This window comes from Edaphobacter sp. (assembly GCF_028283685.1).
Lineage (GTDB): Bacteria > Acidobacteriota > Terriglobia > Terriglobales > Acidobacteriaceae > Edaphobacter.
Map to the genome: position 1 here is coordinate 640,892 of NZ_JAPWKF010000007.1, position 26,196 is coordinate 667,087.

General features: G+C 61.5%; 25 protein-coding genes. 5 read left to right on the forward strand and 20 right to left on the reverse strand.

Features of this window, described 5'->3' with window-relative positions:
* The first annotated feature begins 4 nt into the window (after positions 1 to 4).
* Complete coding sequence (gene bshB1, locus PW789_RS13385; protein ID WP_299377192.1) at positions 5 to 721, forward strand: bacillithiol biosynthesis deacetylase BshB1; 717 nt, start codon at positions 5 to 7, stop codon at positions 719 to 721.
* A gap of 132 nt (positions 722 to 853) precedes the next feature.
* On the opposite strand, the gene PW789_RS13390 is transcribed toward bshB1, so the two are convergent.
* The 6 genes from PW789_RS13390 to dcd form a co-directional block, all read right to left on the reverse strand.
* Positions 854 to 1,474 (reverse strand): hypothetical protein, encoded by a 621-nt coding sequence (locus tag PW789_RS13390; RefSeq protein WP_299377195.1) that lies wholly within the window; start codon positions 1,472 to 1,474, stop codon positions 854 to 856.
* A gap of 15 nt (positions 1,475 to 1,489) precedes the next feature.
* Positions 1,490 to 2,425: a UDP-3-O-(3-hydroxymyristoyl)glucosamine N-acyltransferase gene (lpxD, locus tag PW789_RS13395; RefSeq protein ID WP_299377197.1), complete on the reverse strand. Its 936-nt coding sequence runs from the start codon at positions 2,423 to 2,425 to the stop codon at positions 1,490 to 1,492.
* Positions 2,425 to 3,369, reverse strand: coding sequence for a lysophospholipid acyltransferase family protein (locus tag PW789_RS13400; protein WP_299377199.1), 945 nt, complete (start codon positions 3,367 to 3,369; stop codon positions 2,425 to 2,427). The genes lpxD and PW789_RS13400 overlap by 1 nt, the downstream gene beginning before the upstream one ends.
* 118 nt (positions 3,370 to 3,487) lie before the next feature.
* Positions 3,488 to 4,204: a lipid-binding SYLF domain-containing protein gene (locus PW789_RS13405; protein WP_299377201.1), complete on the reverse strand. Its 717-nt coding sequence runs from the start codon at positions 4,202 to 4,204 to the stop codon at positions 3,488 to 3,490.
* Positions 4,205 to 4,516: 312 nt separating this feature from the next.
* Positions 4,517 to 5,167 (reverse strand): response regulator transcription factor, encoded by a 651-nt coding sequence (locus PW789_RS13410; protein WP_299377203.1) that lies wholly within the window; start codon positions 5,165 to 5,167, stop codon positions 4,517 to 4,519.
* Positions 5,168 to 5,227: 60 nt separating this feature from the next.
* Positions 5,228 to 5,782 (reverse strand): dCTP deaminase, encoded by a 555-nt coding sequence (gene dcd / locus PW789_RS13415; RefSeq protein WP_299377205.1) that lies wholly within the window; start codon positions 5,780 to 5,782, stop codon positions 5,228 to 5,230.
* Between the two features lie 253 nt (positions 5,783 to 6,035).
* On the opposite strand from dcd, the gene PW789_RS13420 reads away from it, so the two are divergent.
* A complete protein-coding gene (locus PW789_RS13420; protein ID WP_260706012.1) occupies positions 6,036 to 6,305 on the forward strand; it encodes an HU family DNA-binding protein in 270 nt (89 codons plus the stop codon).
* A gap of 23 nt (positions 6,306 to 6,328) precedes the next feature.
* Here the strand turns inward: PW789_RS13420 and priA are convergent, their stop codons facing one another.
* Entirely contained in the window at positions 6,329 to 8,821 is a 2,493-nt protein-coding gene (gene priA / locus PW789_RS13425; protein WP_299377208.1) for a primosomal protein N', read from the reverse strand.
* A gap of 87 nt (positions 8,822 to 8,908) precedes the next feature.
* On the opposite strand from priA, the gene PW789_RS13430 reads away from it, so the two are divergent.
* Positions 8,909 to 10,345, forward strand: coding sequence for a beta-lactamase family protein (locus tag PW789_RS13430; RefSeq protein WP_299377210.1), 1,437 nt, complete (start codon positions 8,909 to 8,911; stop codon positions 10,343 to 10,345).
* 34 nt (positions 10,346 to 10,379) lie between these two features.
* On the opposite strand, the gene PW789_RS13435 is transcribed toward PW789_RS13430, so the two are convergent.
* Positions 10,380 to 10,898 carry a hypothetical protein gene (locus PW789_RS13435; protein WP_299377212.1) on the reverse strand — a complete coding sequence of 173 codons (519 nt, stop codon included), beginning with the start codon at positions 10,896 to 10,898 and terminating at the stop codon, positions 10,380 to 10,382.
* 8 nt (positions 10,899 to 10,906) lie between these two features.
* Between PW789_RS13435 and PW789_RS13440 the strand changes: the two genes are divergently transcribed.
* Positions 10,907 to 11,647: a ribonuclease T2 gene (locus tag PW789_RS13440; protein ID WP_299377214.1), complete on the forward strand. Its 741-nt coding sequence runs from the start codon at positions 10,907 to 10,909 to the stop codon at positions 11,645 to 11,647.
* 12 nt (positions 11,648 to 11,659) lie between these two features.
* Here PW789_RS13440 and PW789_RS13445 read toward each other — a convergent pair whose 3' ends face one another.
* From PW789_RS13445 to PW789_RS13490, 10 genes are all read right to left on the reverse strand, one after another.
* On the reverse strand, positions 11,660 to 12,643 hold the full coding sequence (locus PW789_RS13445) for a uracil-DNA glycosylase (protein WP_299377216.1): 984 nt from the start codon (positions 12,641 to 12,643) through the stop codon (positions 11,660 to 11,662).
* A gap of 45 nt (positions 12,644 to 12,688) precedes the next feature.
* The gene (gene rpoZ / locus PW789_RS13450) at positions 12,689 to 12,889 is read right to left on the reverse strand and encodes a DNA-directed RNA polymerase subunit omega (RefSeq protein WP_299377218.1); all 201 of its coding nucleotides are present in this window, start codon (positions 12,887 to 12,889) and stop codon (positions 12,689 to 12,691) included.
* 158 nt (positions 12,890 to 13,047) lie between these two features.
* Positions 13,048 to 13,710: a guanylate kinase gene (gmk, locus tag PW789_RS13455; protein ID WP_299377220.1), complete on the reverse strand. Its 663-nt coding sequence runs from the start codon at positions 13,708 to 13,710 to the stop codon at positions 13,048 to 13,050.
* A 69-nt stretch (positions 13,711 to 13,779) separates the two neighbouring features.
* A complete protein-coding gene (locus PW789_RS13460; RefSeq protein WP_299377222.1) occupies positions 13,780 to 14,685 on the reverse strand; it encodes a YicC/YloC family endoribonuclease in 906 nt (301 codons plus the stop codon).
* Complete coding sequence (locus PW789_RS13465) at positions 14,682 to 16,550, reverse strand: ABC transporter ATP-binding protein (RefSeq protein ID WP_299377224.1); 1,869 nt, start codon at positions 16,548 to 16,550, stop codon at positions 14,682 to 14,684. The genes PW789_RS13460 and PW789_RS13465 overlap by 4 nt, the downstream gene beginning before the upstream one ends.
* 64 nt (positions 16,551 to 16,614) lie before the next feature.
* Positions 16,615 to 17,574, reverse strand: coding sequence for an RNase adapter RapZ (gene rapZ / locus PW789_RS13470; RefSeq protein WP_299377226.1), 960 nt, complete (start codon positions 17,572 to 17,574; stop codon positions 16,615 to 16,617).
* 101 nt (positions 17,575 to 17,675) lie between these two features.
* Positions 17,676 to 18,305: a ribosome-associated translation inhibitor RaiA gene (gene raiA, locus PW789_RS13475; RefSeq protein ID WP_299377228.1), complete on the reverse strand. Its 630-nt coding sequence runs from the start codon at positions 18,303 to 18,305 to the stop codon at positions 17,676 to 17,678.
* A 90-nt stretch (positions 18,306 to 18,395) separates the two neighbouring features.
* Positions 18,396 to 20,075 (reverse strand): RNA polymerase sigma-54 factor, encoded by a 1,680-nt coding sequence (locus tag PW789_RS13480; RefSeq protein WP_299377230.1) that lies wholly within the window; start codon positions 20,073 to 20,075, stop codon positions 18,396 to 18,398.
* A 218-nt stretch (positions 20,076 to 20,293) separates the two neighbouring features.
* On the reverse strand, positions 20,294 to 21,022 hold the full coding sequence (lptB, locus tag PW789_RS13485) for an LPS export ABC transporter ATP-binding protein (RefSeq protein ID WP_299377232.1): 729 nt from the start codon (positions 21,020 to 21,022) through the stop codon (positions 20,294 to 20,296).
* Positions 21,019 to 23,613: an LptA/OstA family protein gene (locus tag PW789_RS13490; RefSeq protein ID WP_299377234.1), complete on the reverse strand. Its 2,595-nt coding sequence runs from the start codon at positions 23,611 to 23,613 to the stop codon at positions 21,019 to 21,021. The genes lptB and PW789_RS13490 overlap by 4 nt, the downstream gene beginning before the upstream one ends.
* A 68-nt stretch (positions 23,614 to 23,681) precedes the next feature.
* Here PW789_RS13490 and PW789_RS13495 point away from each other — a divergent pair, with 68 nt between their 5' ends.
* Positions 23,682 to 24,326 carry a hypothetical protein gene (locus tag PW789_RS13495; protein ID WP_299377236.1) on the forward strand — a complete coding sequence of 215 codons (645 nt, stop codon included), beginning with the start codon at positions 23,682 to 23,684 and terminating at the stop codon, positions 24,324 to 24,326.
* Here the strand turns inward: PW789_RS13495 and PW789_RS13500 are convergent.
* A complete protein-coding gene (locus PW789_RS13500) occupies positions 24,319 to 25,044 on the reverse strand; it encodes a YoaK family protein (RefSeq protein WP_299377238.1) in 726 nt (241 codons plus the stop codon). The two genes, PW789_RS13495 and PW789_RS13500, sit on opposite strands and share 8 nt — an antisense overlap.
* 56 nt (positions 25,045 to 25,100) lie before the next feature.
* Positions 25,101 to 26,048 carry a catalase family peroxidase gene (locus PW789_RS13505; protein WP_299377240.1) on the reverse strand — a complete coding sequence of 316 codons (948 nt, stop codon included), beginning with the start codon at positions 26,046 to 26,048 and terminating at the stop codon, positions 25,101 to 25,103.
* Between the last annotated feature and the right edge of the window lie 148 nt (positions 26,049 to 26,196).

Genomic DNA, 26,196 nt, shown 5'->3' on the forward strand with positions numbered 1-26,196 from the left:
GCCGATGCTCGATATTCTTGCCATCGCCGCGCACCGTGACGACGTAGAGCAGACCTGCGGAGGCACTCTGCTCGCCATGCAGGCGCGGGGATGGCAGACGGGCATCCTCGACCTGACCCAGGGCGAGGCTGGTACGCGCGGCTCAGCAGCTGAGCGCCAGGCAGAGGCCGAGGCAGCAGCCCGCATACTCAAGGTCTCGCACCGCGAGGCTCTGGACCTGCCCGACGGCAACGTCGAGAACACCCTTCCCAATCGAATCAAGATCGCAGGTGTCCTGCGGCGCCTGCGGCCACGGGTCGTCATTCTGCCTTACTGGCAGGGGCGTCATCCGGACCACTACACCAGCGCCACCCTGGGCTACGAGGCCTGCTTCGTCAGCGGCCTCAGCAAGCTGGAGATTCCGGGCAGCAGCGATGCTCCTCACCGCCCCTACAAGATCCTCTACGCCTCGCTGTACGCCGATGTGCGGCCCAGTTTTGTCGTCGACATCACGCCGCACGTCGAGCAGAGGCTGCAGTCCCTGCTTGCCTATCGCTCGCAGTATGCCAACCAGCAGCCCGGCGGCGGCCTGTTCGTCCCGGAAGAAGATATCCGCGAGCGGATGCTGGCAACGGCTCGTCATTACGGGCTGCTGGCGGGGGTTCGCTACGCCGAGCCGTTCGTGCAGAAAGAGGTCGGCCTGGTGGACGATCTGATGATGCTTCCCGTGCAATCAATCTGACCGACGCTGCGGGAGGGCAGGAAGGTGAACCATAGGCCGCCCGCAAGCAGTCTGGCGAGACACCGCAGAAGATTCCCAGAATTCAGTGTGCGCCGCAACATTCACACAAATGGCCCGATACGTAGGGCTACATCAGCCCCGCGCTGCGATCGCGGATAGATGCTGCTGCACGAAGGCGACGATTTCGTCGGTCACATACGATGGTGGACGCATGGCAAGAACAGGGATGCCCTGCACCAGCTTCAGAGACACATCCTTCCATTCGGGCCGTCCCAGCGACCCCTCCGGCGCCAGAACCGCATCGGCGCGATCGAGAAAAAGCCGAGCCGAGCTCTTGAAGTCCCTCACCGTGGGATCCAGCACGCTCAAGTAAAGATCTGGTTTGAGAAAGCGGAGGATGCTGTTGGACTCGATGATGGCATTCTCTGCGTGCTCGAGCTCGCGTCGAATACGCGGCATCGCCTCCACCAGGTCGCCGGTCCGCGTGCGCACCCAGAGCGACCGGACGGCCCCAGCGGCAAGATAGCGCGAGGAATCCGTTCCGGAGGCTAACTCACGTTCCTCTGTGACTGCCAGCGTGTGTTCTGCCGTCTCGCAGTCGCAGGGCTCGCCGTTGGCCGAGCACATGCCGTGTCCGAACTGGGTGATCTTGAAGGAGGTCCAGCACCTCTCGGGCATAGCCCGGATGAGGCCCTCCATCACGCTGGTCTTGCCGATGTTTCTCGAGTGACCGCCCACAACAACGATCGCCATCGTCTACCCCCTGCCCTAGCGGTGTTTCAGCCGCGCCAGGTCGCGCAGGTATTCCTTCAAAGGCCGCGCCGGGCGTCCCCAGAAGACCTCTCCCGGTCCCCGCATTTTTTTTCCACTCAGTACGCCTGCGCCGCCGCCAAGGATGACACCCTCGCCTACCGTCGCATGCTCTCCAATACCGACCTGTCCACCGAGGATGGCACCGTCTTCGACGACGCTCGATCCGGAGATGCCGGTCTGCGCCGCGATGACCACGTTTCGCCCGATGATGCAGTTGTGTCCGATGTGGACGAGGTTATCGATCTTCGTGCCAAAGCCGATGCGGGTCTCACCCAGCGCGCCGCGGTCGATGGTGGTGTTGGCGCCGATCTCGACGCGGGCATCGATGATGAGACGGCCCTGTTGAGGAAAGAGCAGGTACTCGCCGGTCTCGGCGTTGCGCGCATAGCCGAAGCCCGTGCCGCCGAGGACGGCCCCCGCCTGCACCACAACCTCATCGCCGAGGACTACTCCCGGGTAGATGATGACGCGCGCATCGATCCTGCATCGCTGTCCGATGAGGGAGCCATCGCCGATCACGGCGCCGGGGCCTATCGAGGTCCCCTCGCCAATCACAACGTCGCGGCCGATCACAGCCGTGGAATCGATACTGCCCGTCTGACCGGTCGCAGCCAGCTTGTGGGCGACGAGCGAGAAGGCATAGCGTGCATCGCGCACCCACAACACACGTGCGTCATCGAGAGGCGAATCGGCATCCTTGAGCTTTGCATTTGCAAGCACCAAACCAGCGGACGAGGCCAGTGCCGAGGCCAGCGTCTCGGCGTCCATGGCAAAGACAACGGCATCGGGCGATGCATCTTCCAGCGAGGAGACGCGGGTAAGGTCAGCGGCTTTATGCGCTCCTGCTCCTTCCGCGCTGGTCCATACGGCGATATCTGCTGTGGTTGCCATCAGTAAATTCCCTTCTCGCCCGCCGGACGGGTCTTCCAGCGGCGGTGCATCCAGAGCCACTGATCAGGATACCTGCGAATGTAACTCTCAATGACGCCAGTAAAGTTTGCCGTGTTCTCCAGTGCGTCGTTTTCGGCGTCACCCGTGTTGATGACCGGGATCTCCTTGCCGAAGTGGAGGACGTACTTCTGCTCGCTCTCCTCCCACAGCAGGAAACCGGGAACGACGGCCGCCCCGGTGCGTGCGGCGACGCGTGCCATGCCGGAGGCAGTGCAGGCCTCGACGCCGAAGAACGGCACAAAGACACCCTGCGGCGGGGTCATGTTGGTATCCATGAGAATGCCGACGGTCTCGCCTGCACGCATGGACGCGATCAGGCCGCGGGCGAAGTCGTCTTTGTGGATGACGCGGTTACCGTGCAGGCAGCGAATGTTATTCACGAACTGGTCGACAAGGGGATTATCCAATCTGCGGATCACCATCCCCATGGGATAACCCATCAGTGAGTGGTAAAAGCTGGAGAGCTCCCATGCTCCAAGGTGGCCAGTCAAAACCAGGACGCCCTTGCCGCGATCGCGTGCCTGGAGGTAGTTCTCGAGGCCGTCATAACGGATAAACTCGCTGGCCTGCTGCGGAGTATAGCCGGGCATCAGGCAGAACTCGGCGAGAAGATGCCCCAGGTTGCGGTACTCGCCTGCGAGCAAATCTTCACGGGCTTCGGCGCTCTTCTCTGGAAAGGCGAGGGCGAGATTATTGGCTCCGACCTTGCGGAGACGACTCAATCCTGCGTATGCCGTGCGGCCGATTCCGGCGCCGACCCAGCGCGCGAGAGGACGAGGAAAGAGACCGAGCAGCCGAACCAGCAACCACACCGCGACGAACTCCAGCGTCTCGCGCACGGAGGCCTTCGGCAGGGCAGACTCTTTCTCGTTCAGAACGTTCAAGGCTTCAGTCTATAACCCGAGTGACAGGTGAGTGTCGCAGCAAAACGGGGAGCGTCGACGCCCCCCGTTTTGCTGCACCCGAAATTCTGCGAGACTACTTTTTCTGCAGGGCTATGGGCTACTTGTTCTCGTCCTTCGCCTGAACGAAGTTAGTGGCTACGGTACGGACGAATGGACGTGCCTCGTCCGGGGTCGCCTGGTTGCCCTTCAGGATCGACTCGAAGGGAATGGCTGCGCCATACATTACACGGGTGTCGTCCTGATTCTGCGAGAGGACGGATCCGTCGAGGTCGATTCCGGCGAAGAGGCCCTTGCTGCGCGAATAGGTCAGCAGCTCGGCGTTCATCTTCCAGTCGGTGCCGGCCTGCGCATTACGTCCCACCGGACCGGCGGAGGCGGCGGCATCAGCACCGATCTTGAACTTGTTCTTGAGCATGTCCTGCAGGCCGCGATCGTTCATCGCGAGGATGATCAGGTCCGTGCCCTGTACACCGATCTGGAAGCCGAAGCTGCCGCCTGCCAGCTGCACGAAGACCGGAGCGCTCCAGCCATGCGGCGTACGGCAGGTGACGACGCCCTGTCCGTACTGTGCGCCCACCAGAAAGGCCGCTTTTTTGTAGCTGGGGATGACCGTGACACAGTTAGCACCGGCCAGGATGCTGGACGGGATGCCCTTGTCGGGAGCTGCCATGATCTGCGTAATGACGGCCTGCGCGTCCTGCAGACGCTCCACAAGCTTCGCCTTGTCAGTGGCCGCAGATGCCGAGGTCGATGCTGCCGCCAGGGTCAGGCTGCATACAAGCCCCGTTGCCACTTGAGAAAAATATCTTTTCATTCCTTTGGTTCCTCATTTCTTACAGTCTGTCTTCGTTTAGACGGACAACTCTACTGTTTGCAATAGGATGATAGATGTTTTCTGACAGGGGGGCGTTGTCTGGACCAACCTGGGTAACATGGAGGACATAAAAAATGGGGGTTGTAGAGAAGTGCCTGGATCACCAAGCGCGCTCTCTACAACCCCTCTCCCAGGTCTGTGTTGCTGAAATGAGATTGCCTGAGAGCGGGCGAACGTACAACGGTACGGAGGTCTGTAGACCTTCGGAATCACTGATTTCCCAGTCAGATCTCCCCACGAAGGATCTTTCCGTCAGGGGGTTTCACGGGCTATCAGGTTCCGATTCACGGCCTGCATGGTGAGAGCAATACGGTTTTCTACGCCAACCTTACGCATCAGTCGTCCGACGTGCGCCTTGACCGTCGCCGCGTCGATGCCCAGAGCCTCAGCGATATCCCGGTTGGGCCGTCCGGCGACCAGGAGACGCAGCACCTGCCCCTCCCGCTCAGTGAACTTCGGCTCTGCAGCGACCGCATGCGTCTCTGAGGAAGAGGCCTCCAGCAGGCGGGCCAACACCTTGCGCGGGGCCCAGACGGAACCATCGCTGACAATATCCACTGCGAGCCGGATCTCGTTCTCGCGCGCCGCATGCGACAGGTAGCCCTTAGCCCCGGCTCCGATCACACGCTGAATGTAATCGTGGCTCTCCTCAAGCCCGATGACGATAAGACGGAGATGAGGCCGGGTACGGCGGAAGGTCTCCAGCAACTCGAAGAGATGATCGGTGCAGGCGGCGTCGATCATGACGACAGAGACACCAACAGCGTCCAGCTCGCCAGGGGCGGACAGAGGCAGCACCTCGATGTCCCCTTCGGCAAAGATCGTCTCCAGCCCCAGAATGCGTAGTGGGTCCGTAGCGATCAGCCCTATCCGTTGCTGGCTCTTTGTCGGTGTATCCGTCATGATCCTGCAGATGCCCCGGAGAAGATTCCGGGCAGCAAACGAGGCCGCCCGGAGACCCATTTACAGCTTCGGTAGAACGATACCCTGCTGCTTCTGGTACTTGCCCTTGCGATCGGCGTAGCTCGTCTCGCAGACCTCGTCGGACTGAAAGAACAGGATCTGGCACAGCCCCTCATTGGCATACACCTTGGCCGGGAGAGGGGTGGTGTTGGAGATCTCGAGCGTGACGTAGCCCTCCCACTCGGGCTCAAACGGTGTCACGTTCACGATAATGCCACAACGGGCGTAGGTCGACTTGCCCACGCAGATCGTGAGCACATCGCGGGGAATTTTGAAATATTCGATCGAGCGCGCCAGAGCGAACGAGTTCGGCGGAACGATGACGCTTTCGGCCTCCACCGTCACGAACGAGCGCTCATCGAAGTTTTTGGGGTCGATGATCGCACTGTTGACGTTGGTGAAGATCTTGAACTCGTTGGAGACCCGGAGGTCGTATCCATACGACGACAAACCGTAAGAGATCACGCCCTCACGGACCTGTTTCTCGCTGAACGGGGAGATCATTCCGTTTTCGATCGCCTGCTGACGTATCCAACGGTCGCTTTTAATGGCCACGCGGCTCCGCTTCCCTTCTTGCTGCCAGTCAATTCACTTCTTCTAACAATTTATCCGACCCTGGCCGCCCGCCTGTGGCAAAATAGGCCGGTCGGACAGTTTCAGTCCGGTACTGTCATTAGATTCTTCATCTTACGGTAGAGGTCTGCCGTTGACAATCTGCCCCCAAGTTTCTAGTATCACCAATACCAAATCCCGGTCAGTTTCTCTGTAACTTATTTCAAATCTACAGCCCCAAGGACGGCGGCCCAGAATGATTAAGCAGGATCTCATACAAAGGGTTGTTGAACGCACCGGCCTGCCAAGAACAAAAGCAGAGGCTGCGGTAGACGCTATCTTCGAGAGCATGAAACAGACGTTGGTTGCAGGTGATCGCATCGAGCTTCGCGGCTTCGGTGTCTTTACCGTGAAGCCCCGTAAAACGGGCATCGGACGCAACCCCAGAACCGGAGCGGAAGTTACGATCGCTCCCGGTAAGGCCGTCCGCTTCAAGCCCGGCAAAGAGCTGCATCTACTCACCTAGGCTTACTGTTCTAACGGCAACGGTTACATCAGGTGAACGGCGTCCACGTCGACGACCAGGTTGCGACGCGGGATCGCCTTCACCTCTGAAAAAGCGAGCAAAGCGCGCAACACACTCCCCAGCGCCTGCCTCTTCTCTCCTTTTAATACGAAATGAAACCGGTAAATGCGCTTGAGCCGCGAGATCGGCGCAGCTGCAGGCCCAAGCACGCGTATGCCTTCGAGCCGGGACTGCTGAAACCAGCGGCCCAGCTCCATCGACCATCCCGTCGCCTCTTCCAGCCGGTCGCTCTGCACCACGACGTTGGCGAGCACGGCATACGGCGGATAGTGCATCCACCGCCGGTACTGCAATTCCTTCGCGACGAATCCCGTGTAGTCATGCTGTGCAGCGAACTTCACGGCATAGTGGTCGGGATGGTAGCTCTGCACCAGCACCCGGCCCGGCAGCTCGCCGCGACCGGCGCGGCCTGAGACCTGGGTAAGCAGCTGGAAGACACGCTCGGCGGCGCGGAAGTCAGGCAGCCCCAACGCGAAGTCCGCCCCCACAACGCCCACCATGGTGACGCCATGAATGTCGTGCCCCTTGGCGATCATCTGCGTACCTACCAGCAGGTTGATCTCGCCCGCATGCAGACGCGCCAGCAGGCGCTCCATGTCGGCGCGGCCACGGACCGTGTCGCGGTCCATGCGGCCGATCCTGGCGCCGGGGAATATCTCCTGCAGCCGCTCCTCGCCCTGCTGCGAACCTGCGCCCAGGTAGTACAGGTGCTCGCTGTCGCATTTGGGGCAGCGCTTGGGCACGCTGCGGCGGAAGCCGCAGTAGTGGCACTCCAGCCGCTCGCCGGGCTTGGCGATGCCGTCGCCCTCGGTCCCATGCTTGTGATACGTCATCGAGATGGCACAGTTCTCACACTCGATCTTGTCGCCGCAGCTGCGACACATCACCACGAAGGAGTAGCCGCGGCGATTGAGCAGGATGATCGCCTGCTCGCCGCGATCGAGCGTCGCCTGCGTCTCCTCGATCAATCGCCGGGAGAAGATCTGTTCCTGTCCGGTCTCACGAAACTCGTTGCGCATGTCGACCAGTTCGACGGCGGGAAGCGCGCGCGACATCACGCGTTCCCGCATCTCGACGCGCGCATAGCGGCCCTTCTCGGCGTTCGACCAGCTCTCCAGCGACGGCGTCGCCGAACCTAGCAGAACAACAGCCTCGTTCAGTTTGGCGCGCATCACGGCGACATCGCGACCGTGGTAGCGCGGCGTCTCCTCCTGCTTGTAGCTGCCGTCGTGCTCTTCGTCGACGATGATCAGGCCAAGCTTCACCAGTGGCGCAAAGACAGCCGAGCGCGTTCCAACAACGACTCGCGCCTCGCCACGGCGAATCCTGTGCCACTGCTCGGCACGCTCGTCAGGCGTCAGCTGTGAGTGCAGCAGCGCGACCTCGTCTCCGAAGGCCGCTACGAGCTGCCCTGTCATGGCCGGAGTCAAACCGATCTCCGGCACCAACAGCAATGCACTGCACCCTGCATCGAGCGCCCGGCGCATCGCGGCAAAGTACACTGCCGTCTTGCCGCTGCCGGTGACGCCGTAGAGCAGGTGCGGGGCGAAGCCGCCCTTCGCCATCGCGGCGACGATCGCGCTGAGTGCCTCCATCTGCTGCTCGTTCAGGACGTGCTCGTGCGCGTGCTTCTTGCCGTGGGTCGCGACACCGCCGAAGTGAAACTCCTCGGCGACCTCCTCGATGCGCACCAGCTCGCGACGCACCAGCGTGGTGAGCGTCGTCTCGGGCACGCCGGCGTGGCCAAGCTTCTCCTTAAGGTCACGAACCCTCATGCGTCCGCCAACCGCAGCCAGCTCCGCCAAAATCGCGGTCTGGTTCGTGTTCAGCTTTGGCAGTCGCGCATCTTCGATCAGCACGGCGACCTTCTCCAGCCGCCGCGCATCGCGCTCTTCGGCGACGGCCTCGCGTAGCAGCCACTTCTTTTTGACCATTCCCTCAAGCAGCTGCTTGTTGGCGTTGGTGGCCGATCGTAGGGTGCCCAGCTTGGCCCCCTCGCCGCTCTCGAGATAGTTCAGAACGGCGTACTCGCGGTTCTGGTCTTCGGCGCTCAGCTTCGAACGCCGCGAGGCCCCCTTCTCTGCGCCTTCGTAGAGAATTCGGCGGCCGACGTCGGTGATGCGATAGACGAAGTGCCGCTTCACCTCTGCGCCGAGGGGCAGCATGCCGCGCAAGACCTCGCCCAGCGGGGCGACGTAGTACTGCGCGATCCAGCGAGCCAGCTCCATCAGCTCATCGGGAAGCAGGGCTGAATCGTCCAGCACCTGCTGGATCGGCTTGACCTCGAAACCCTGCTGCGGCGCTTCGTCGTGGACACGCATCACGACGCCCATCAGCCGCTGGCCGCTGAACGGGACCAGCACGCGCGCGCCCACCACCGGAACCACACCATTCACCGCGTAGGTGAATGTCTGATCCAGGGGAACCGGCAGCGCGATATCAGCGTAAGAAGACACAACAGTCAGGATAACCGCCTCGCACGCTTCGAAGCACGGCGACAACTCGATCGAAATCCACACCCCGGACTCTCCATGAGACAAAAGATGCTCGTCGCCGCCGCTTTTTTCGCCCTGGCAGCCAGTGCTGCCCGGGCGCAGACCTCCATTGGCCAGCTCAGCCGCGACATTCCTGCGCTCATGCAGCAGACCGATATCCCGGGCCTCTCCATCGCGCTCGTCCAGAACGGCCGCACCTCGTGGGTGAAAAGCTTCGGCACCGTCGATCCCGCCACCCACGAGCCCGTCACCGAGCACACGCGCTTCAGCGCCGCCTCACTCTCAAAGACTGTCTTCGCCTATGCCGTCCTGCAACTGGTCGATCAGGGCAAGCTGGACCTCGACACGCCACTGACCCATTACTGGCCCGAGAGGGTCGTGACGCCAACCGACGATCCGCGAGCCGACCAGATTACAGCGCGCATCGTCCTGAGCCACCGTACCGGCTTTCGCAACTGGCGCGGCGACGAGAAGCTCAGCATCCACTTCACTCCCGGAGAGCGGTTCAGCTACTCCGGCGAAGGCTACGTCTACCTGCAGCACGTTGTCGAGCACATTGAAGGCAAGCCGCTCAACCAGATCGCGCAGGAGCTTGTCTTCACACCACTCGGCATGAAGGACTCAACCTACATCTCCGTCCCAGGCCCCAACATCACGATGGGCTATAACGCCGGGGGTCAGCAACGCACGCCGCTGCGCAGTGAAGATGGCAATGCAGCCTCCAGCCTGCTTACGACAGCGCACGACTACGCTCTGTTCCTTGAAGCTCTGCTGCATGGCCGCGGCCTTAGGCCCGCGACGCTGCGCCAGATGGAGAGCCCGCAGATCGCCGTCGATCCCTCGTGCACCAACTGCACCGATCACGCACCCGCAACGCTCTCCACCCAGCTCTTCTGGGGTCTGGGCTGGGGCATCGAAAAGACCAGGACCGGCACCTATCTCTGGCACTGGGGAGACAACGGCGCCTTCAAAGCTTTCACCGCCATCGACCTCAAGCGCCGCAGTGCCGTCGTCTATTTCGCCAACAGCAGCAACGGGCTGGCCATCGCACCGGCGATCGTGAGCGACGCCATCGGCGGCCAGCATCCGGCATTCGACTGGATCAAGTACGATCGCTACGACTCAGCCGACGTGCGCTTTATCCACGATGCCGTCCACCAGGGCGCAAGCGTTCTGACGACCTACCGGGAATCGATCGACAACAATACCGTCACCGAAGTCGCGCTCAACTCCGCCGGTTATTTTCTACTCGCCCAGAAGCGATACGACGATGCCATCGCGATCCTCAACCGCTGCCTGGAGCTGCATCCACGCAACGACAACACCTACAACAACCTTGGCGACGCTTACACCGCGATGGGCAAGACCGACCTTGCCATCGGCAACTACGAGCACGCCCTGGCGCTCGACCCCTCGCGAGACGACACGAAGGCCGCGCTGGCAAAGCTGCGTGCGACGCCTGACAAAACAGGAGCGGCCCACTGATGTGTGGGCCGCTCCTGGAACAAAACCGTCCGGCTTACTCCGCGGAGATCAGCAGCAGGCTCACGCTGTTTTCGGTGACCCGCTTGTGCGGGGTCATACGAGGAACAAAGAGGTAGTCCCCCTGTTTGAGGGAGACCGATTTGTGGCCTTCGGACTCGGGTGCGAGATATTCGCCCGGCTTGATCTCACGAGAATTCTTCGGCGTTCCGCCCAGCAGATACGTCGTATCACCGGCGAGCACCTGGAAGACGTGGTCGCGCTTGGCGTGATACTCGAACTCCTTGGCGACCTTGTTGCTCTCTTCGCTGATCACCATGGTGACGTCCATGCCTTTGGGCGAGATGAGGTTCTTGGCGCCGTGGCTCGACTGCACATCCTTCAGGCTGGCCGCCATCATGTCGGCGGTAAAGACCTCGAAGGGAACGGGGGGGCCAGCGGTCTCCGTCTGCCCTGCTGTTGCGGCGCGCAACAGCGTATCGGTAAGGGGAGAGACGGCGGCAGCAGCGATCGGGGCTGTCAGCAGAAAATTGCGGCGGGTCTTTACAGTAGCCATGGCAGAGAGTGAAACACACCGAAGCCACGTCGCGCCACCATCCCTGCTATCCTTCCCTCACCATGAAGAAGGCCGCACTCATCCTCTCGCTTCTTCTCGCCGCGTTCTCTCTCATTCTCAGCGGCTGCGATCCGCATCCATCGCCAACACCCGAGCCAAAGCCGACGCCGCGCTCCGGTGTCGCCCAGGCGCAGTCAGCCACAGAGGCTCCACAAAGCTTCGACTATTACCTGCTGAACCTTTCGTGGTCGCCGGAGTTCTGCCACTCGCATCCGACCAACGTCCAGTGCGGGCTGCACTCGACCTTTGTGCTGCATGGCCTGTGGCCGCAGCAGTCCAACGGCAGCTATCAGCAGAACTGCTCCACCGCACCCGGCCCGACGGACCCCTCGCAGTATAAGGATCTCTACCCGGATCCCAGCCTTCTGCAGCATGAGTGGAAGACGCACGGCACCTGCTCAGGCCTCGCTCCCGATGCTTACTTTACGGCGGCACGCAAGGCGCTGCAGTCGGTGACGATCCCTACGAAGCTCTCACAGCTGGATCACCAGATCTCGCTTCCGCCGGAGCAGATTCTCGCTCTCTTCACGGCGGCAAACCCGGATATTCCGCGCGATGCGATGGCGCTCTCCTGCGGCAACAACTACCTCACCGCGGTCGAGGTCTGCCTGAGCAAGCAGCTCACGCCGATGTCCTGTGGGTCGATCCGCTCCTGCCGCGCCAACAGCGTTCGCATTCCCGCGCCGTAACGAAACAAACGCCTAGCCGCGCGAAGGAGGCTTCAGCCCCATCTCCTTCATGACCATCTGCAGATCTTTCCACGCCTCGGCCTTCTGGCGCGGGTCACGCAGGAGGAAGGCGGGATGATATGTTACCGCCAGCTTTGCGCCTCGGCAGCTGTGCCAGCGGCCACGCAACCCGCTGAGCGACTGCTTGACGCCGAGCAGATAGGTCGCCGCCGTCGAACCCAGCGCAACGATCACCTCGGGCTGGACAACGTCGATCTGCTTCAACAGGAACTGCGAGCACGTCGTCGCCTCGATCGGCTCCGGGGTGCGGTTGGCGGGCGGGCGGCACTTCACGATGTTGGCGATGTAGACCTGCTCGCGTGTCACGCCCATCGCGTTGATCATGTTGTTCAGCAACTGCCCGGCCTTGCCGACAAACGGGAGGCCCTGCGCATCCTCATCGGCTCCCGGGCCTTCGCCGACGAACATCAGCCTGGCGTTCGAGTCGCCATCGGCGAAGACGATCTTATTACGGCCCGCATAGGCCAGCGGGCAACGGGTGCAGTCGCCGATCTCTTCCTGAATGGCGGCCAGAGCAGCGGGCTTCGCCGTGGAGGCAAGACGCTCCGTGGGAAGCGGCGCAAGTTCGTTGAAACTGACAGGCTTGGGAATTGCGGTCTCCTGAAAACTTTCGAGAGCCACGGCAGGAGGCATCACGGGCGCAGCAGGCACGGGACGAGCTGGCGGTGACGGGACAGGCGGTGCCATCGGCGAGGCAGCGCGAGCTGCGGGTTCCTGTCCTGCTGCAACGACCGGCATCACTGCCGGCTTCGGCGCATCCCCAACAACAGGATGCTCTAGAACAGGCTGCGCTGGTGCAACAGCAGTCGCCTGCTGCGACGCAGGCAAATCGGCGGCATACACGGGCTCGCCGTGGCGATAAAAATCGTACACGCCGAGGTCGCGAAGATACTCGACGTACGCGCGCAGTGCCTGCTCTGACTCTCCCGCTGCCATGGCTCTATGCTATCGTGCCGGGCAGCTGTGAAGAATCGTATAGATTTAGTGGCTGCCAGGCTCGGTACGCGCCGGAACATTCGGCAGCACGTACTTCACCTGCCCCTGGCGAATCTCGTCCTGCGCGACGCGGCAGGCCTTCATCGACTTGGAGGTAATCAGCGCAGGAGCACCCGACTGCAGTTGACGTGCGCGGCGGGCAGCACCCTTTACCAGGCTGTACTTGTTGTGGAATGCAGAGTCCATGGTCTACACGACCCCCTTTGTGGTCTGAATGTATCTCAGCCGTACGAGATCATCTACTGTGGATATGTCGGTATTATCTACAAATCCACGGGATGTGTCGCCTCCCCAAACGGGGGACTTCTGTCGCCGGAAGATGCAGACGCCCGGTGAACGATGCTTCAGTTTTCGCCGAAGGCGGTGAGAACGCTCGCAAGGGCCGTGGTGTGAGTGTCCGTGCGGCAGGCCTGCGCCAGCTCCCGAAGATCGTCGCCGGTGCCGCGCTCGTAGAGAACGATCGCTCGCATCTCGGCAACAGCCTTATCGAGGACATCGTTGACCAGTGCATAACGATAGTCGAAGACCTGCTTCAACTCATGCTTTGCAGCGTTCAGACGCTTCTCGATGATGGCCTCAGAGGTCATGTTCTCTGCGGCGCTGCGATTGCGGAGCCGCATCTCCAAAATCTGCGGGCTCGGCGGCAGAATAAAGATCGACACGGCCTCGGGCATCTTCTTCATCACCTGCAACGCGCCCTGCACATCGATGTCGAGCAGAAGATCTTTCCCCAGATCCTTGGCGTGGAGCAGTGCCGAGACTGCGGTTCCGTAGTAATTGCCGAAGACCTCGGCCCACTCCAGGAACTCGCCTGCCGCGATCATGCGCTCAAACTCTGCGCGTGTCGTGAAGTAATACTCGCGGGCATGCTCTTCCGACCCTCGCGGCGCCCGCGTCGTGTACGAGATGGAGAAGTCCAGACCTTCTACCAGCGTCCGCAGCTGCGTCACCAGTGTCGACTTCCCTGAGCCCGAAGGCGCCGAGATGATAAACAGTATTCCGGCCATCTACTCCTTAGACCACCCTATTGGTATGTCCTCAGTGTAACGGCAGCTCTGCCGCGGATTGAACAGGATTTATTCGAGGTTCTGAACCTGCTCACGCGCCTTCTCAATCTCGGCCTTGATCTCCAGCCCAAGCTCGGTAATACGCAGGCTGTTGTCTCCAGCCGCCGAGCCTGTCTTTGAGAGCATCGTATTCGCCTCGCGATTGAGCTCCTGCAGCAGGAAGTCCATCCGCTTGCCCAGCTCGCCGCCCTCGTCGAGCATAGCGACGAAGCGATCGATGTGAGTCCGCAGGCGAACAATTTCCTCTTCCACATCGCTCTTTTCGGCCAGCACAGCAGCCTCGGCGAGGATACGCTCTTCGCTGACGGCGACGCCTTCGGTCAGCTCCGCCAGGCGAACCTTGAGGCGATCGAACTGTGCCTCGCGAACGCCATTGCGCAGTCCTGCCATCTCTTCGGCAAAGACACGCAGTCGTCCCATGGAGGCATACAGCTCGGCGGCGAGCGCAGCGCCCTCCTGGGCACGCACAACGTTCAGGCGCTCGAGCAGGGCAGGCATCTCGGCCATCACGGCGGCGTCCAGCTCGGCGTTACCCTCTACGCCTGCCTGCACCTCCGCCGTCATCACCCCCGGGATACGCAACAGCGAGTTGATGTCCGGCTTCTCTTCGACGTTGTGAAGCAAAGACGCCTTCTTGAACGCGCTTACATACGCATCCAGCAGGTCGACGTTCAGCTCAATCTGGGCGCTGGAGCGTCGCTCCACCTGCAGGGTCACTTCGATGTGACCGCGCTTGAGGGTTTCTTTAAGAATCTTGCGAAGCTGCATCTCCAACGCATCGCAGTAAGAAGGCAGCCGCATGTGCAGATCGAGAAAGCGGTGGTTCACGCTCTTGATGGCGAGCGCAAAACCCGGCTTGTCATCAGCGGCGCCGCGCGCGCTGGCAAATCCTGTCATCGAATAGATCGGGTTCAAGCAAATCCCTCCGGCTCCACGGCCACGGCTCCAGCCGCGACCGGAACGATTTCGTCTCCAAACTGCATGTCGTAAAGACGGCGATATGTCCCCGAACGCAGCATCAGCTCTTCGTGAGTTCCCATCTCGGTGATCTGCCCTCGCTCCAGCACCGCGATCCTTGTCGCCCGTCGCACGGTCGACAACCGGTGCGCGATGACGAACACGGTACGTCCCTGCATCAGGTTCGCCAGCGCCGCCTGCACAAACTGTTCGCTCTCCGTATCCAGAGCGCTGGTGGCCTCGTCGAGAATCAGGATCGGCGCGTTCTTCAGAATGGCGCGCGCAATCGCAAGGCGCTGCCGTTCGCCGCCGCTGAGACGAAGTCCCTTCTCGCCGATGCGGGTGTTGTAGCCCTCCGGCATGTTCATGATGAAGTCGTGCGCCAGCGCCATACGCGCGGCCTCCTCGACCTTCGCCAGCGGAACGTCAGGCTGACCGTAGGCGATGTTATTGCGCACCGTGTCGTTGAAGAGCACCGTCTCCTGCGTTACCTTACCGATCTGCTCGCGCAGCGAGGCGATGGTGACATCGCGTACATCGTACCCATCAACGGTGATCCTGCCCTCGCTCACATCGAAGAAACGCGGGATCAGATTCACCAGCGACGATTTGCCTGCGCCACTGGGGCCAACGAACGCAATCACCTCGCCCGGCTTCACATCGAGATTGATTCCGTGCAGCACCTCGACCAGACCTCCATCATCGGAGGCGTAGCCAAAGGAGGCATTCTCAAACGCGATTCCCTGATGGAAGCCCTTCAACACATGAGCACGCTTCTTTTCGCGCACATCGTCCTGCGCGTCCATGAACTTGAAGATCTCTTCGCTGGCGCCCAGCGCCTGTTGGAAGCTGTTGTAAAAGACAGCGAATTTGCGCACCGGATCGTACAGCGTAAACACCGCAATCAGGAAGGTCACAAACGATCCCGCGGTCATCGCCCCGCTCTGAATCCTGGTGCGGCCAAACAGCAGCAGCCCTGCGATGCCAACCGAGCCCAGCGCATCCATCAACGGCGAGCTGATGGCCTGCACGCTGACGGACTTCAGATTCGCCCGGAACAACCTGCGCGCGGCCTTGCGGAAGCGATTCATCTCCCACAACTCCATACCGAAGGCCTTCACGATGCGGTTGCCGGTGATGGTCTCGTGGAGGATGTTCTGAATTTCGGCGAGCTTGTCCTGCCCCTTGCGCGTCGTCTGCCGCACCCGCCGCCCAATGCGCCTGGCCGATGAGATCACAATCGGCACAAACAGCAGGAGCACCCAGGCCATCTTGCCGCCCACCACGATCACCACGCCGATCGTGAACAGCAGCGTAAACAGCTGCTGCAGAAAATCACTCAGCACCGTCGACATCGCATACTGCACCCGCTCGACGTCGTTGATCAGCGTGGAGAGGAGCGAACCAGTCGTATGCTTCTGAAAAAACGCAACCGACCGCCGCAGCACGGCGTTGTAGAGGTCATTCCGCAGGTCCGTAATCATGCCGAATCCGGCATAGTTCACGAGATACGTCCCGATGTAATCGCACACCGACTTCAGTACGGCCGACACAACCAGCGCATAGGCCACCACGGTCCATGCATTCTGAAAGTGGCTCGGCACCAGGAAGTGCAGGTTCAACTTCCACCCGAACCGCGGGACCTGATACACCAGGACGCTGTGCGTCACCGTATCCGGCCGCAGCACGTTGTCGAAGATAGGCTTGACCAGCAGGACGCGCAGCGCTGACATCGCGCCGACGACTGCCATCAAGAAAACTGACGCCAGCAGATGCAGCCCATATGGCCGTACATAGACCAGCAGTCGCCAGATGCGCTTCACGCTGCCACTCTCCTGATCCTGGGAACGCTGACCATCTCTATATTCTATGGCCGATGCGCTGCTTCTAGCGCGGCATATCGCGATGTGCGCTCTTCACGCGATAGCCTGCCGCCGTCAGCCGCTTCTTCATCTCCTCGGCGATAAAGACCGAGCGATGCTGCCCCCCGGTGCAGCCAAAAGCCACCGTCAGGTAACTCTTGCCCTCCTTGATGTAGTGCGGCAGGAGAAACTTCAGAAGATCTGTCGTCTTATCCAGAAACTCAGCCGTCTGTGGAAAGTCACGCACGTACTTCGCAACCTTGGGATGCCGTCCCGTCAGCTTGCGGAACTCCGGGATGAAGTGTGGGTTGGGCAGAAATCTTACGTCAAAGACAAGATCCGCTTCGGCAGGCACACCGTTCTTGAAACCGAAGCTGTTGGTCGAGATCGTTAGATTGCGATCGCTCTCTTCGCGCTCGAACTGAGCCCCGATGTGGGCGCGCAGATCGTGCACCGTGAACTTCGTGGTATCGAGCACGATATCTGCGACATTGCGGATCGGGTCAAGCCGCTTGCGCTCCTCGCGGATCGACTTCACCACCGTGTTCGAGCGGCCCATGGGATGCGGACGGCGCGTCTCGGAGAAGCGGCGGATCAACGACTCGTCGCTGGCTTCCAGGAACAGCACACGCGTCGGCAGCACCCGCCGCACCTTCTTCAGAAGAGCGGGAAACTCCTCGAGCCGCATGCCCTCGCGCACATCGACGACCAGCGCGGCGCGCTCGATCTCAGTCGACTGCCGCACCAGGTCCGCGAACCGCGGCACCAGCTCCAGAGGAAGATTGTCGACGGAATAAAAGCCCAGGTCTTCGAACGACTTCAGGGCCGAGAGCTTTCCCGATCCCGAAAGACCGGTAAGGATAACCAGCTCGCCTTTGCCCTCACCGTTGCCCTTGCCGGTCTTCGGCTTGGTTGATGCAACAACTTTCTTCGGCTTAGCCCTGTTGATCTTCACGGCAGCTTTCTTCGATTCTCTGCGTGGCATGCTGGCATCCTAGCATCCCGCCGATCTCTCCACGAGAGACAAAACAGATGCGGCGCAGACCCCACCGGGAACTGCGCCGCACCCACCCTGTTTCTTGTCGTCTATGGAACCTCGATCAGCTCCATCTTGCCGTCGCGCTTGCGATGCAGCACCATCGCCTGACCGCCGTGATCGCGGAAGACGAAGACTTCGCGGTCGCGGAAGGCGGCCTCTTTTACAGCCTCGTCCAGCGTCATCGGCCGCAGGGCCACGCCGTCCTTCGAACGCACAAGATGTGGCTCCGTCAGGGGCGAATGCGAGGGAAAGGAGTGCACCAGCATCGGCACCACCTTGCGGGCGTCGCCGTTGCGCGCCACGATAGTTGCCAACTCAGCATCGACGACCAGCGCACCGTCCGCCGTGGGCGCCACCGCAACCTCACGCACACCGACCTTGGCATTGCGCTTGATCGTGGTCTTCCGCTTCTTCTGTTTGATTGCCTGTTTCTCAAGCGCCGCCAGGGCGTCATGCAGCGCCGTTTCCATATCTGTCGCCTCGCAGGAGGCAACGAGTTTGAGGTTCCTCGACTGCACAGTCAGTTCGGCTGCACGTCTGTATTTTTCAGTGGTAAGGATGACATGCACACTTGCTCCATCGCCGATGATCTTTGCAATTCGTTCAAGTCCGGCTTCGGTCTGCGTCTTCAGTTTTTTTGTGATGGTCGTCTGTCTTCCGGTGTATTCCACGTTCATCGCGGTACCTCGTTGGAGACATATTACGCCCGTCGCCGCGACACCGCGAGGCACGAACCTTGCACGCAAACTTTGGCAAAAAAGAAGCGTCTAACGAACGCGGCGCTGGTGCGTGCTGGGGATCTGCATGTCTTCGCGGTACTTGGCCACGGTGCGTCGCGTGACCTGAATTCCCTGCCGCTGCAGCTCGGCAGCAAGGAAGTCGTCCGTCAGCGGCTTGCGTGGATCTTCGTCTTCGATCAGCTTCTTCACCTTGCGCTTCAACAGCACCAGCGGCAGGTCGCCGCCCTCCGGGCCATTGACCCCTTCGGAGAAGAAGAAGCGCAACTCATAGACGCCCTGCGGCGTGTGCACATACTTGTTGGCCACCGCGCGCGAGACCGTCGAAGGATGCACCCCGATCTCCTCGGCAACCTCCTTGATCATCATCGGCTTCAGGGCTTCGACGCCATGCTCCAGAAAATCCGCCTGTCGCCGCACGATCACCTCGCAGGTCCGCACGATGGTGTTCTTGCGCTGCTCGATGTTGCGCAGCAGCTGGATCGCCGATTTGTAGCGCTCCTTGACGTACTCCTTGACTTCCTTCTCCGTCTGCTTCTCCTGCAGCATCCTGCGATAGCTGTGGTTCAGGCGGAGTGCCGGCATGTCCTCTTCATTGACCAGCACGACGTATCTATCGTCGCGCTTCACAAAGGCGACGTCCGGCTCGATGAGCCGCGTCTCAATATGGTTATACCGCTGCCCCGGCCTGGGATCGAGGGTACGGATGAAGTCCACCGCCGCATGCACATCCTCGGCATCGCGTCCGCAGCTGCGGGTCAGCTCGCGAATATCCTTTTTCTGCAGCAGCGGGAGGCAGTTGGCGACGATGAAGGCCGCAAGCGAAAAGACATCGCGCTGCTTACCGTTGCCGTTTTCCAAGGGAGCCGTCGTTCCGTTGCCTGCCGCACGGGCGTTCGCCTCGCGACGACGCAGCACCATGACGGCTTCCTTCTGCTGCGCGTGAATCTGGATCGTCAGGCACTCCCGCAGATCGCGTGCGCCGACACCCACAGGGTCGAGATCGTTGATGACGGAGCGAGCCTCCGCGACAAGCTGCAGAAGCTGGCTGCGATTCCGGTCGCTGGACGATGGCACAGGCTCGGTCGTCTCCCCGGATGCAGCGACGATAGCCATCTCAGGATGCGCATCGCGACGTGCGCCACGCTCGAAGGGAATCGGCTTCGGAAGGTCGCTCTCCATCTGCCCCAGGGCATCGGCAAGCTCTTCATCGGTGGCGGTCAGGTAGCCGTTCTCGTTCAGATTGCCGACGACCAGCTCGCAGGCTATACGAACATCCGGATCGAGGTTGAGCGAGCCCAGCTGCCAGTGCAGGTGATCGCTCAGCGTTCCCGGCTGCGACAGAAAATTTTCAAACGACGGCTTGTCGTACTCCTCGAAGTTTGAAGCGGTTCGAAATCCCGGGTCCAGATACTCCTGGAAGTAATTGCCGAAGTCGATCTCTTCAAAGGGATCCTTCTCGGCGCGTTCGCCTTCGGCGGAGACCTCCTCGGCCGAGCGCTCGCGATCCCCTTCCATACCGGCCCGCTCATCGAGCGATACGCCGGTATCTTCGATCTCCTCGAGAACGGGGTTCTCGACGATCTCGGTATTGATCATCTCCCTGAGTTCCAGCTTGTTCAGAGCCAGAACGCTGACCATCTGCACCAGTCCAGGTGTCAGCACCTGGCGCTGGGAGACTTTCAGGTTCAGCTTTGGTTGTAGCAGCACGTCTCAGGATCCTCAGTCATACAGGGAAATCAGGGTTCGATCGTCCACGCCAAAACATCGGCGGATCATCCGACGAGCAAGGGGGGAGGGGCTTGTAGGCCACAGTCTACAACTCCTCGCGCTCTCTTGCGCAAGTCTAACGCGAAGACCGCCGGCAACACGCGGTCTCGTCGGTGCACGCTGTTACCACAGAAGTTGTACAGTTTGTTTACCTTAGCTCAATCCATTGAAAACTTGTCGCCAAGATAGATTCGCCGAACCTCTGGGTCGCGGCCCAGATCGCCAGGCGTCCCGGTACGGAAGATCTTGCCTTCGGCAATGATATAAGCTCGGTCGGTCACCGACATGGTCTCACGCACGTTATGGTCCGTGATCAGCACGCCGATGCCGCTCCGCTTGAGGCCGAAGATGATCTCCTGCAGGTCCAGGACGGCAATGGGATCGATTCCCGAAAAAGGTTCGTCGAGAAGGATAAAGGCCGGGTCGATCGCCAGGCAGCGGGCGATCTCGACGCGGCGTCGTTCGCCTCCGCTGAGGGCGTATCCCTGGGTCTTGCGGACGTGCCCTAAGTTGAGCTGCTCCAGCAACTTCTCCGTGCGCGTTCTGCGGCCCTCCCAGCTCGTCTGCTGAGACTCGAGGACGGCGAGGATGTTGTCCTCCACCGTCAACTTACGGAAGACGGATGGTTCCTGTGGCAGGTAGCTGATGCCATGACTACGTGCGCGCAGGTACATCGGCATCCGGGTGATGTCATTGCCGTCCAACAGGATACGGCCGGTATCGGGGCGCACCAGACCGACGATCATATAGAAGCTCGTCGTCTTGCCGGCACCGTTCGGCCCCAGCAGACCGACGACCTCCCCCTGCTCAATTTTCAGGCTGACCCCACGCACTACTTGGCGGCCGCCGTACGACTTACCGATCTCCTCGGTCGAAAGCGTCTTCATCGATCTCGTTTCACTCGCGTCTCCGTGTGGACCCTTGGTCCGGAGCTGCCCTTCTCTCCATTAGAAATCACGACGCTCTCGTCGGTGGAGCGGAAGCGCAACTCGCCTCCGGTCACCGTACCGTGCGCCTGGTCGACCACCCGCGGCGGGACGGCCGCCGTTCCGGTCAGAACGCACCATCCATCACCCGCCGTGTATACCAGCCGGTCTCCTGTCGCTCTGCGACCGGGCTGGTCGATCAGGATCGAACCCGTCACGGTCACACGCTGCAAACCTCCGCCCAGGAACCCCGCAGCCGACGCCTGTGCCTTTGGAGCCGCAGCCTTTTGCCCGCCAGCGTCCAGCAGAGCCACAGCCCGTTCGCCGCGCATGACGCCATCGGCGCTTTCGATGCGTACGCCGCCGGTAAACTCCGCCTCGTGCGCCGTATCGGAGTAGTGCATCTCGCGGCTGGCGATGCGAACGACACTGCCCTTCCGTGCCATGGAATCCGGCTTCGCCGCAGCAGTCTTTTCGACTGGCTGGCTGGTCTCGCCTGTGCTGACCAGAACGGTGTGGACCACCATCGGCACACCGGCACCCTCTCCGTGAGCTATCAGGTCGCGGCGCTTCTGGTTGAACTCGAGCACCGGCGCCTCAACCTGCGAGCCGTTCTGCCAGAGACGGGCAGGGCGCCCCGCCTCTCCGTGGAAGATCGCGGTACCGCCGGCCTTCTTCAAGTCAGCCCGCGACGCCATCACATGAACCATGGCAGCCTGCGGACCCTGCTGATAGCTGGCCTTGACGCCACCCTCAGCCGCACCGTCACCGGTGACCTGGTTGACCAGAAGGCGATCGGACCACATCGTTCCCTCCGCGTTGTTAACCTGTACATTGCCGCTCAGAGCCAGCATCTGCGTGTTGCCGTCGAAGGTGGCGCGTTCGGCGGTGGCCTTGTCCATCTCAGGCTCCATGCCCTCCGCCTTCGCCGGGGTGTGGCGCGTCACCACGACATGGCCCTGCTGCACCGCATTGGCGATCTCTGCCCCCTGCATCTCCTTCGATCCGGACGCAGCCCCCTTGGCGGCCTCGCGGAAGCGGACCTCGAGCGTGTCGCCGTTGCTCGTGTTTACGACACCTGCCTCGGTGGTCTGTTCCAGCACGGTCCGCCCGCTGCCGTGAACCTGGTCCAGGCGGCTGGTTCCGTCGCTGCCGGTCACAAACTGTGCCGTCAGTACATCACCGGACATGGCATTCGAGCGCGTGCCCTTACCCGTCGCCACCGAATCCACTACGCGCAGCTTCGCGTTCCCCGTAGCCTTCGCATCGCGCGGGTGCGAACGGCCAGCGGCATCGCTTGCCAGCCCCATCTCGACCGCTGTCGCGCTCAGCTGACGGTCACTCCACGCCTGCTTCGCTGCGCCCTGTGTTGCGGCTGCCGTCAGCACATGCTCGCTCAGCTTCACCGCTCCATTCAAGACGACGTGTTCGGCATTGCCTTGCTTGTCGAAGGCGATCCTGGCCTCAGACGAGTTGCCCGTGGCATGGCGCGTCTCGTCGTCCGCGGCGTAGGTAACGTTGCCCCATATGTGCGCATTCTGAGCTTTGCCGTGCTCATTGAACCACACCTCTCCGTGGTCTCCGGTCACGCGAACGCCATCGCCGGCCGTCAGCGTAACGCCGGTTTCACCCTGGATGTGCTCAATACCGCCGCCGTCCCGCAGGAGGATCACAGCATGCTGAGCCCGGACCGTCTGCCGTCCCCTGGGACCCTCCCCGCCGCCGCTCACCGTAAGGTACTCGGCGTCGTTGAGCGTTACCGTATGGCTGTCTCGATCGAGCTCCGCCCGTGACGCTGTCAGCAGAACCGGCTTCCCATTCTGCAGCCCGTTGGCCTTCACCGCCGCATGCAGAATAAGAATGCCGGTGTCCGAGTTGTACTCCGCTCCCTTGGCGTGGCCCGTCAGGCCGTTGTACTCAAATTCGATATCTTCGTCCGTCGCCGCGGTTCCCAGCTTCTGCAGGTAGACCAGGTTCGTCGTCTTGACGTGGATCAGCTTCAGATCACCCTGCCCCGCTTCGTGCTGTTCTGTCCCCGGCCCGGCGGGCGCACTGGCTGCGATAGGAGGCTCCTTGATATCGGTGCCTGCGGCGTAATCCATCTTGCCCTTGGCGTCCTTGGCTGCTGGCGCCTCAAGGTCCATATGGACCTCGCCGATCGCCTTCACCACTCCAGTGTTCTGGTCGAGATCGAACTCCTTGCCGTAGATGCGGTCGACGCGCTCATTCTTCTTGGCGCTGGGGGTCTCTTCGTTCTGCGCCTGGCCATGACCATAGACGGCAACGCCCACATCGTGCAGCGTGTACATGCCGTCCTTATGCTGAATGGCCTTGGCCGCGTGGAGCGTGAAGACGACTCTGCCCTTGACGGTCTGCGACCAGGTAAAGGCATTGGTCTCCTGCCGGACATCGGCGCCCAGCTTCCGGGGCAGCTCTGTGATGAAGCGATGGACCCGCCAGTGCGCCAGTCCCAGGAAGCCTGCGACGACGAGCACCAGAAGGCCAGCTCCCGCCAGCAACCAAATTCGTAGCCTGTCTACCGAAACACGCATCGCAAGTCTTTATTTTCTCATCTGCGGGGCAATCCCCACCCAGGCTCCATGAGCGATAGACTGTCTTTATGGCCGATCAGCTCTACCTCAGCCTCTGGTTCCCCAACTTCCGCTTCGACTCGCTGCCCGCAGCCCTGGTCTCCGTGCTGCGCCAGTTCGCGCTCATCAGCGGCGACAAGCGGGTGTCGACGGCTACCGTCTACCCCATCAGCTTCACCGAATCGCCGGTCTACCAGCGAATCTTCGTCAACGACGACCGCTCCCAGTCCACCGAGGACTCGATCATCGAGAACGCCGTCTCCGAAGCCACCGAGCAGCTCCACGACGACATGGCCTACGAGTTCGAGATGAAGTGGAACCTGTGGCAGCCGGAACACAGCGGCGCAAGTGGGGCTGAACTCGATGCCCTCTGGAAGCCGCGGCCCCGCACCGTCAAGATCATCGGCTTCGGCCCCCAGTTCGACCAGGCCACCTACGAGCAGAACGGCCACATCCGCGTGGACTTCGGCCTGGATACCCCCTGGGTGATGGACGAGGAAGACGAGGCGCTCGACGAGGAGGCGCAAAAGCACATTCAGCAGAACGTCGAGATTCTGCTCGCCTTTACGCTGTCGGTGGAAAAGCACTCCGGCATCTCCAGCCGCCTGCTCTGGACCGAATCCGGTGAACCGCTCGCTGAAAAGCTCATCGCACGCCTGCAGCGTCTCAACTAACCAGTGAGGTCGCCGCGCGCGGCCTCACCCGCAGCAGCACCACCATCAGCAGAACGACATCTGCCCACAGCGCCTTGCCGCCAAGATGCATCGTGGCCACGCCACCTGCCGCGGCACCTGCAAAAAAGGCGAAGCAGATGGTGCCGAAGTCCACCGTCGTGCTCCGCGCCTCCTCCCCACCCCCGGCAAACAGCCATGAGAAGCAACTCTCGGCGAAGGTGCGCAGATTACCCGTCGTAAAGGTGGAGTTGTAGTTCTTGCCATGCACGCGGCGGAAGCTCTCCACCTGCACGGAAGCCGCAAAGGCGATCGTGGTGGTGAACCACATATCCGGCGTGCCGGCCGGAAGAAACGCAAGCACCGAGAGCAGCGCAATCTGCACCGAGAGCGCCAGCAGGTGCGGATACCTGAGGCGCAACGACGGCGCGTAAACCTCCAGCGCCTTGGCCGCCGTCACGCCCAGCACGAACATCACAATCGGAGGCAGATGCCTCGCTCCCGCGCCGACCGCTCCCGAAAAACAGCTGATGCCAAGCAGCACGACGTTGCCCGTCATCGCATTGGCGAAGACATGCCCGTGGCCCACATAGGTAAATCCGTCGAGATAGCCGCCCGCCAGCGCCAGCAACGCACTGATCGACAGCTGGGAGGCCGCCATCTCCATGGCGTCCCAGCCAACTGCCGTCTGCGCTCGTGTCACCGGTCCCCTTTGTTCCATAACGCTGCCTGCGGTCGCCTCTTCTCCTTCAGACGCCGCAATCGGCCGGCGTGGATCTACTTGTTCTCCGCCGCACGCCGCCTGCGTCCGCTGATCAGGTAGATCGCGGCTCGCAGCTCCAGCAGAGGATCGTCCGAAGGATCGATGCCCTCCACACGCGGAATCGGATCGAAGATGATGTGCTGCTGCTCCGCGGCGCTATCCTCCACCGGAGCCGTCAGTTCGATGGTGCCGAGCGTCAGCACCGTGCGCGAGTCCGGCCAGTGTACCGTGGCGTTGTCGACGACGTCGCCCTCCTCAGCCAGCTGCACCGCGAGCCTAAACTTCACCGGCTCCTTACCGACGCGCTCAACAATCTCACCCACCAGGTAGTCCGCAGGCTTCGCCGCCAGATCATCTCCTTCAAGGAAATCATTCCCTGCCTCAGGCAGAATACGATAACGGCCGAACCGGCTCACGCCTTCGGCATTCGTAAACTTCATCGCCGTCACGCCGAAGTACGTCTCCCGCGCATAGCTCGATGGAGCGGGCTTGGGGGTCTGCACAAACGCCAGAGCCTCGGGATGCGCGCCGAGAAAGGCCTCCAGCGGCGAACCCGCCAGGTTCTTCGGATCGCTCGACGCCAGCGCCTTCAGGAACTCCAGAAACTCTGCTCCTGTGTGCGTGGGAAAGCCGTCGGTGGAATGACTGACGATGTCGGTGTGCACCCGCTCGGCCATGTAAAACCGCACGGCCATGCCGCGTGGATTCGCGTTCGGGTCGTTGTCCGGAATCAGCGGCAGGCCAGTTGAGTTCGAGAAACGCACGACCACCGGCAGCGGCCTGGCAAAGTGCGGCGCCTTCGAGAGCGTTGCAGCCTCGGCCGTCGGTGTAAACGTCCCCTTCACCATCACGCCCTTGGCGTGTGCCGGACGAAATCCAGGGTATTGGCCAAAGATCGCATTGAACTGGGCAATCAGATCGTTACTCAGGGCAATCAGCTTCTCATCACTCGGTAAGGGCACCGTCTACCTCCTCGAAAAGTTCAGGAAATCGGATATGCAACGACGATAGAAGACTGCCATCACTCTTACCAGACACCTTCGGGTTGTTTATCGCAGCAGCCGTCCACCCAAAATGATGAAGGCAGGCCAAGGCCTGCCTTCATTCATA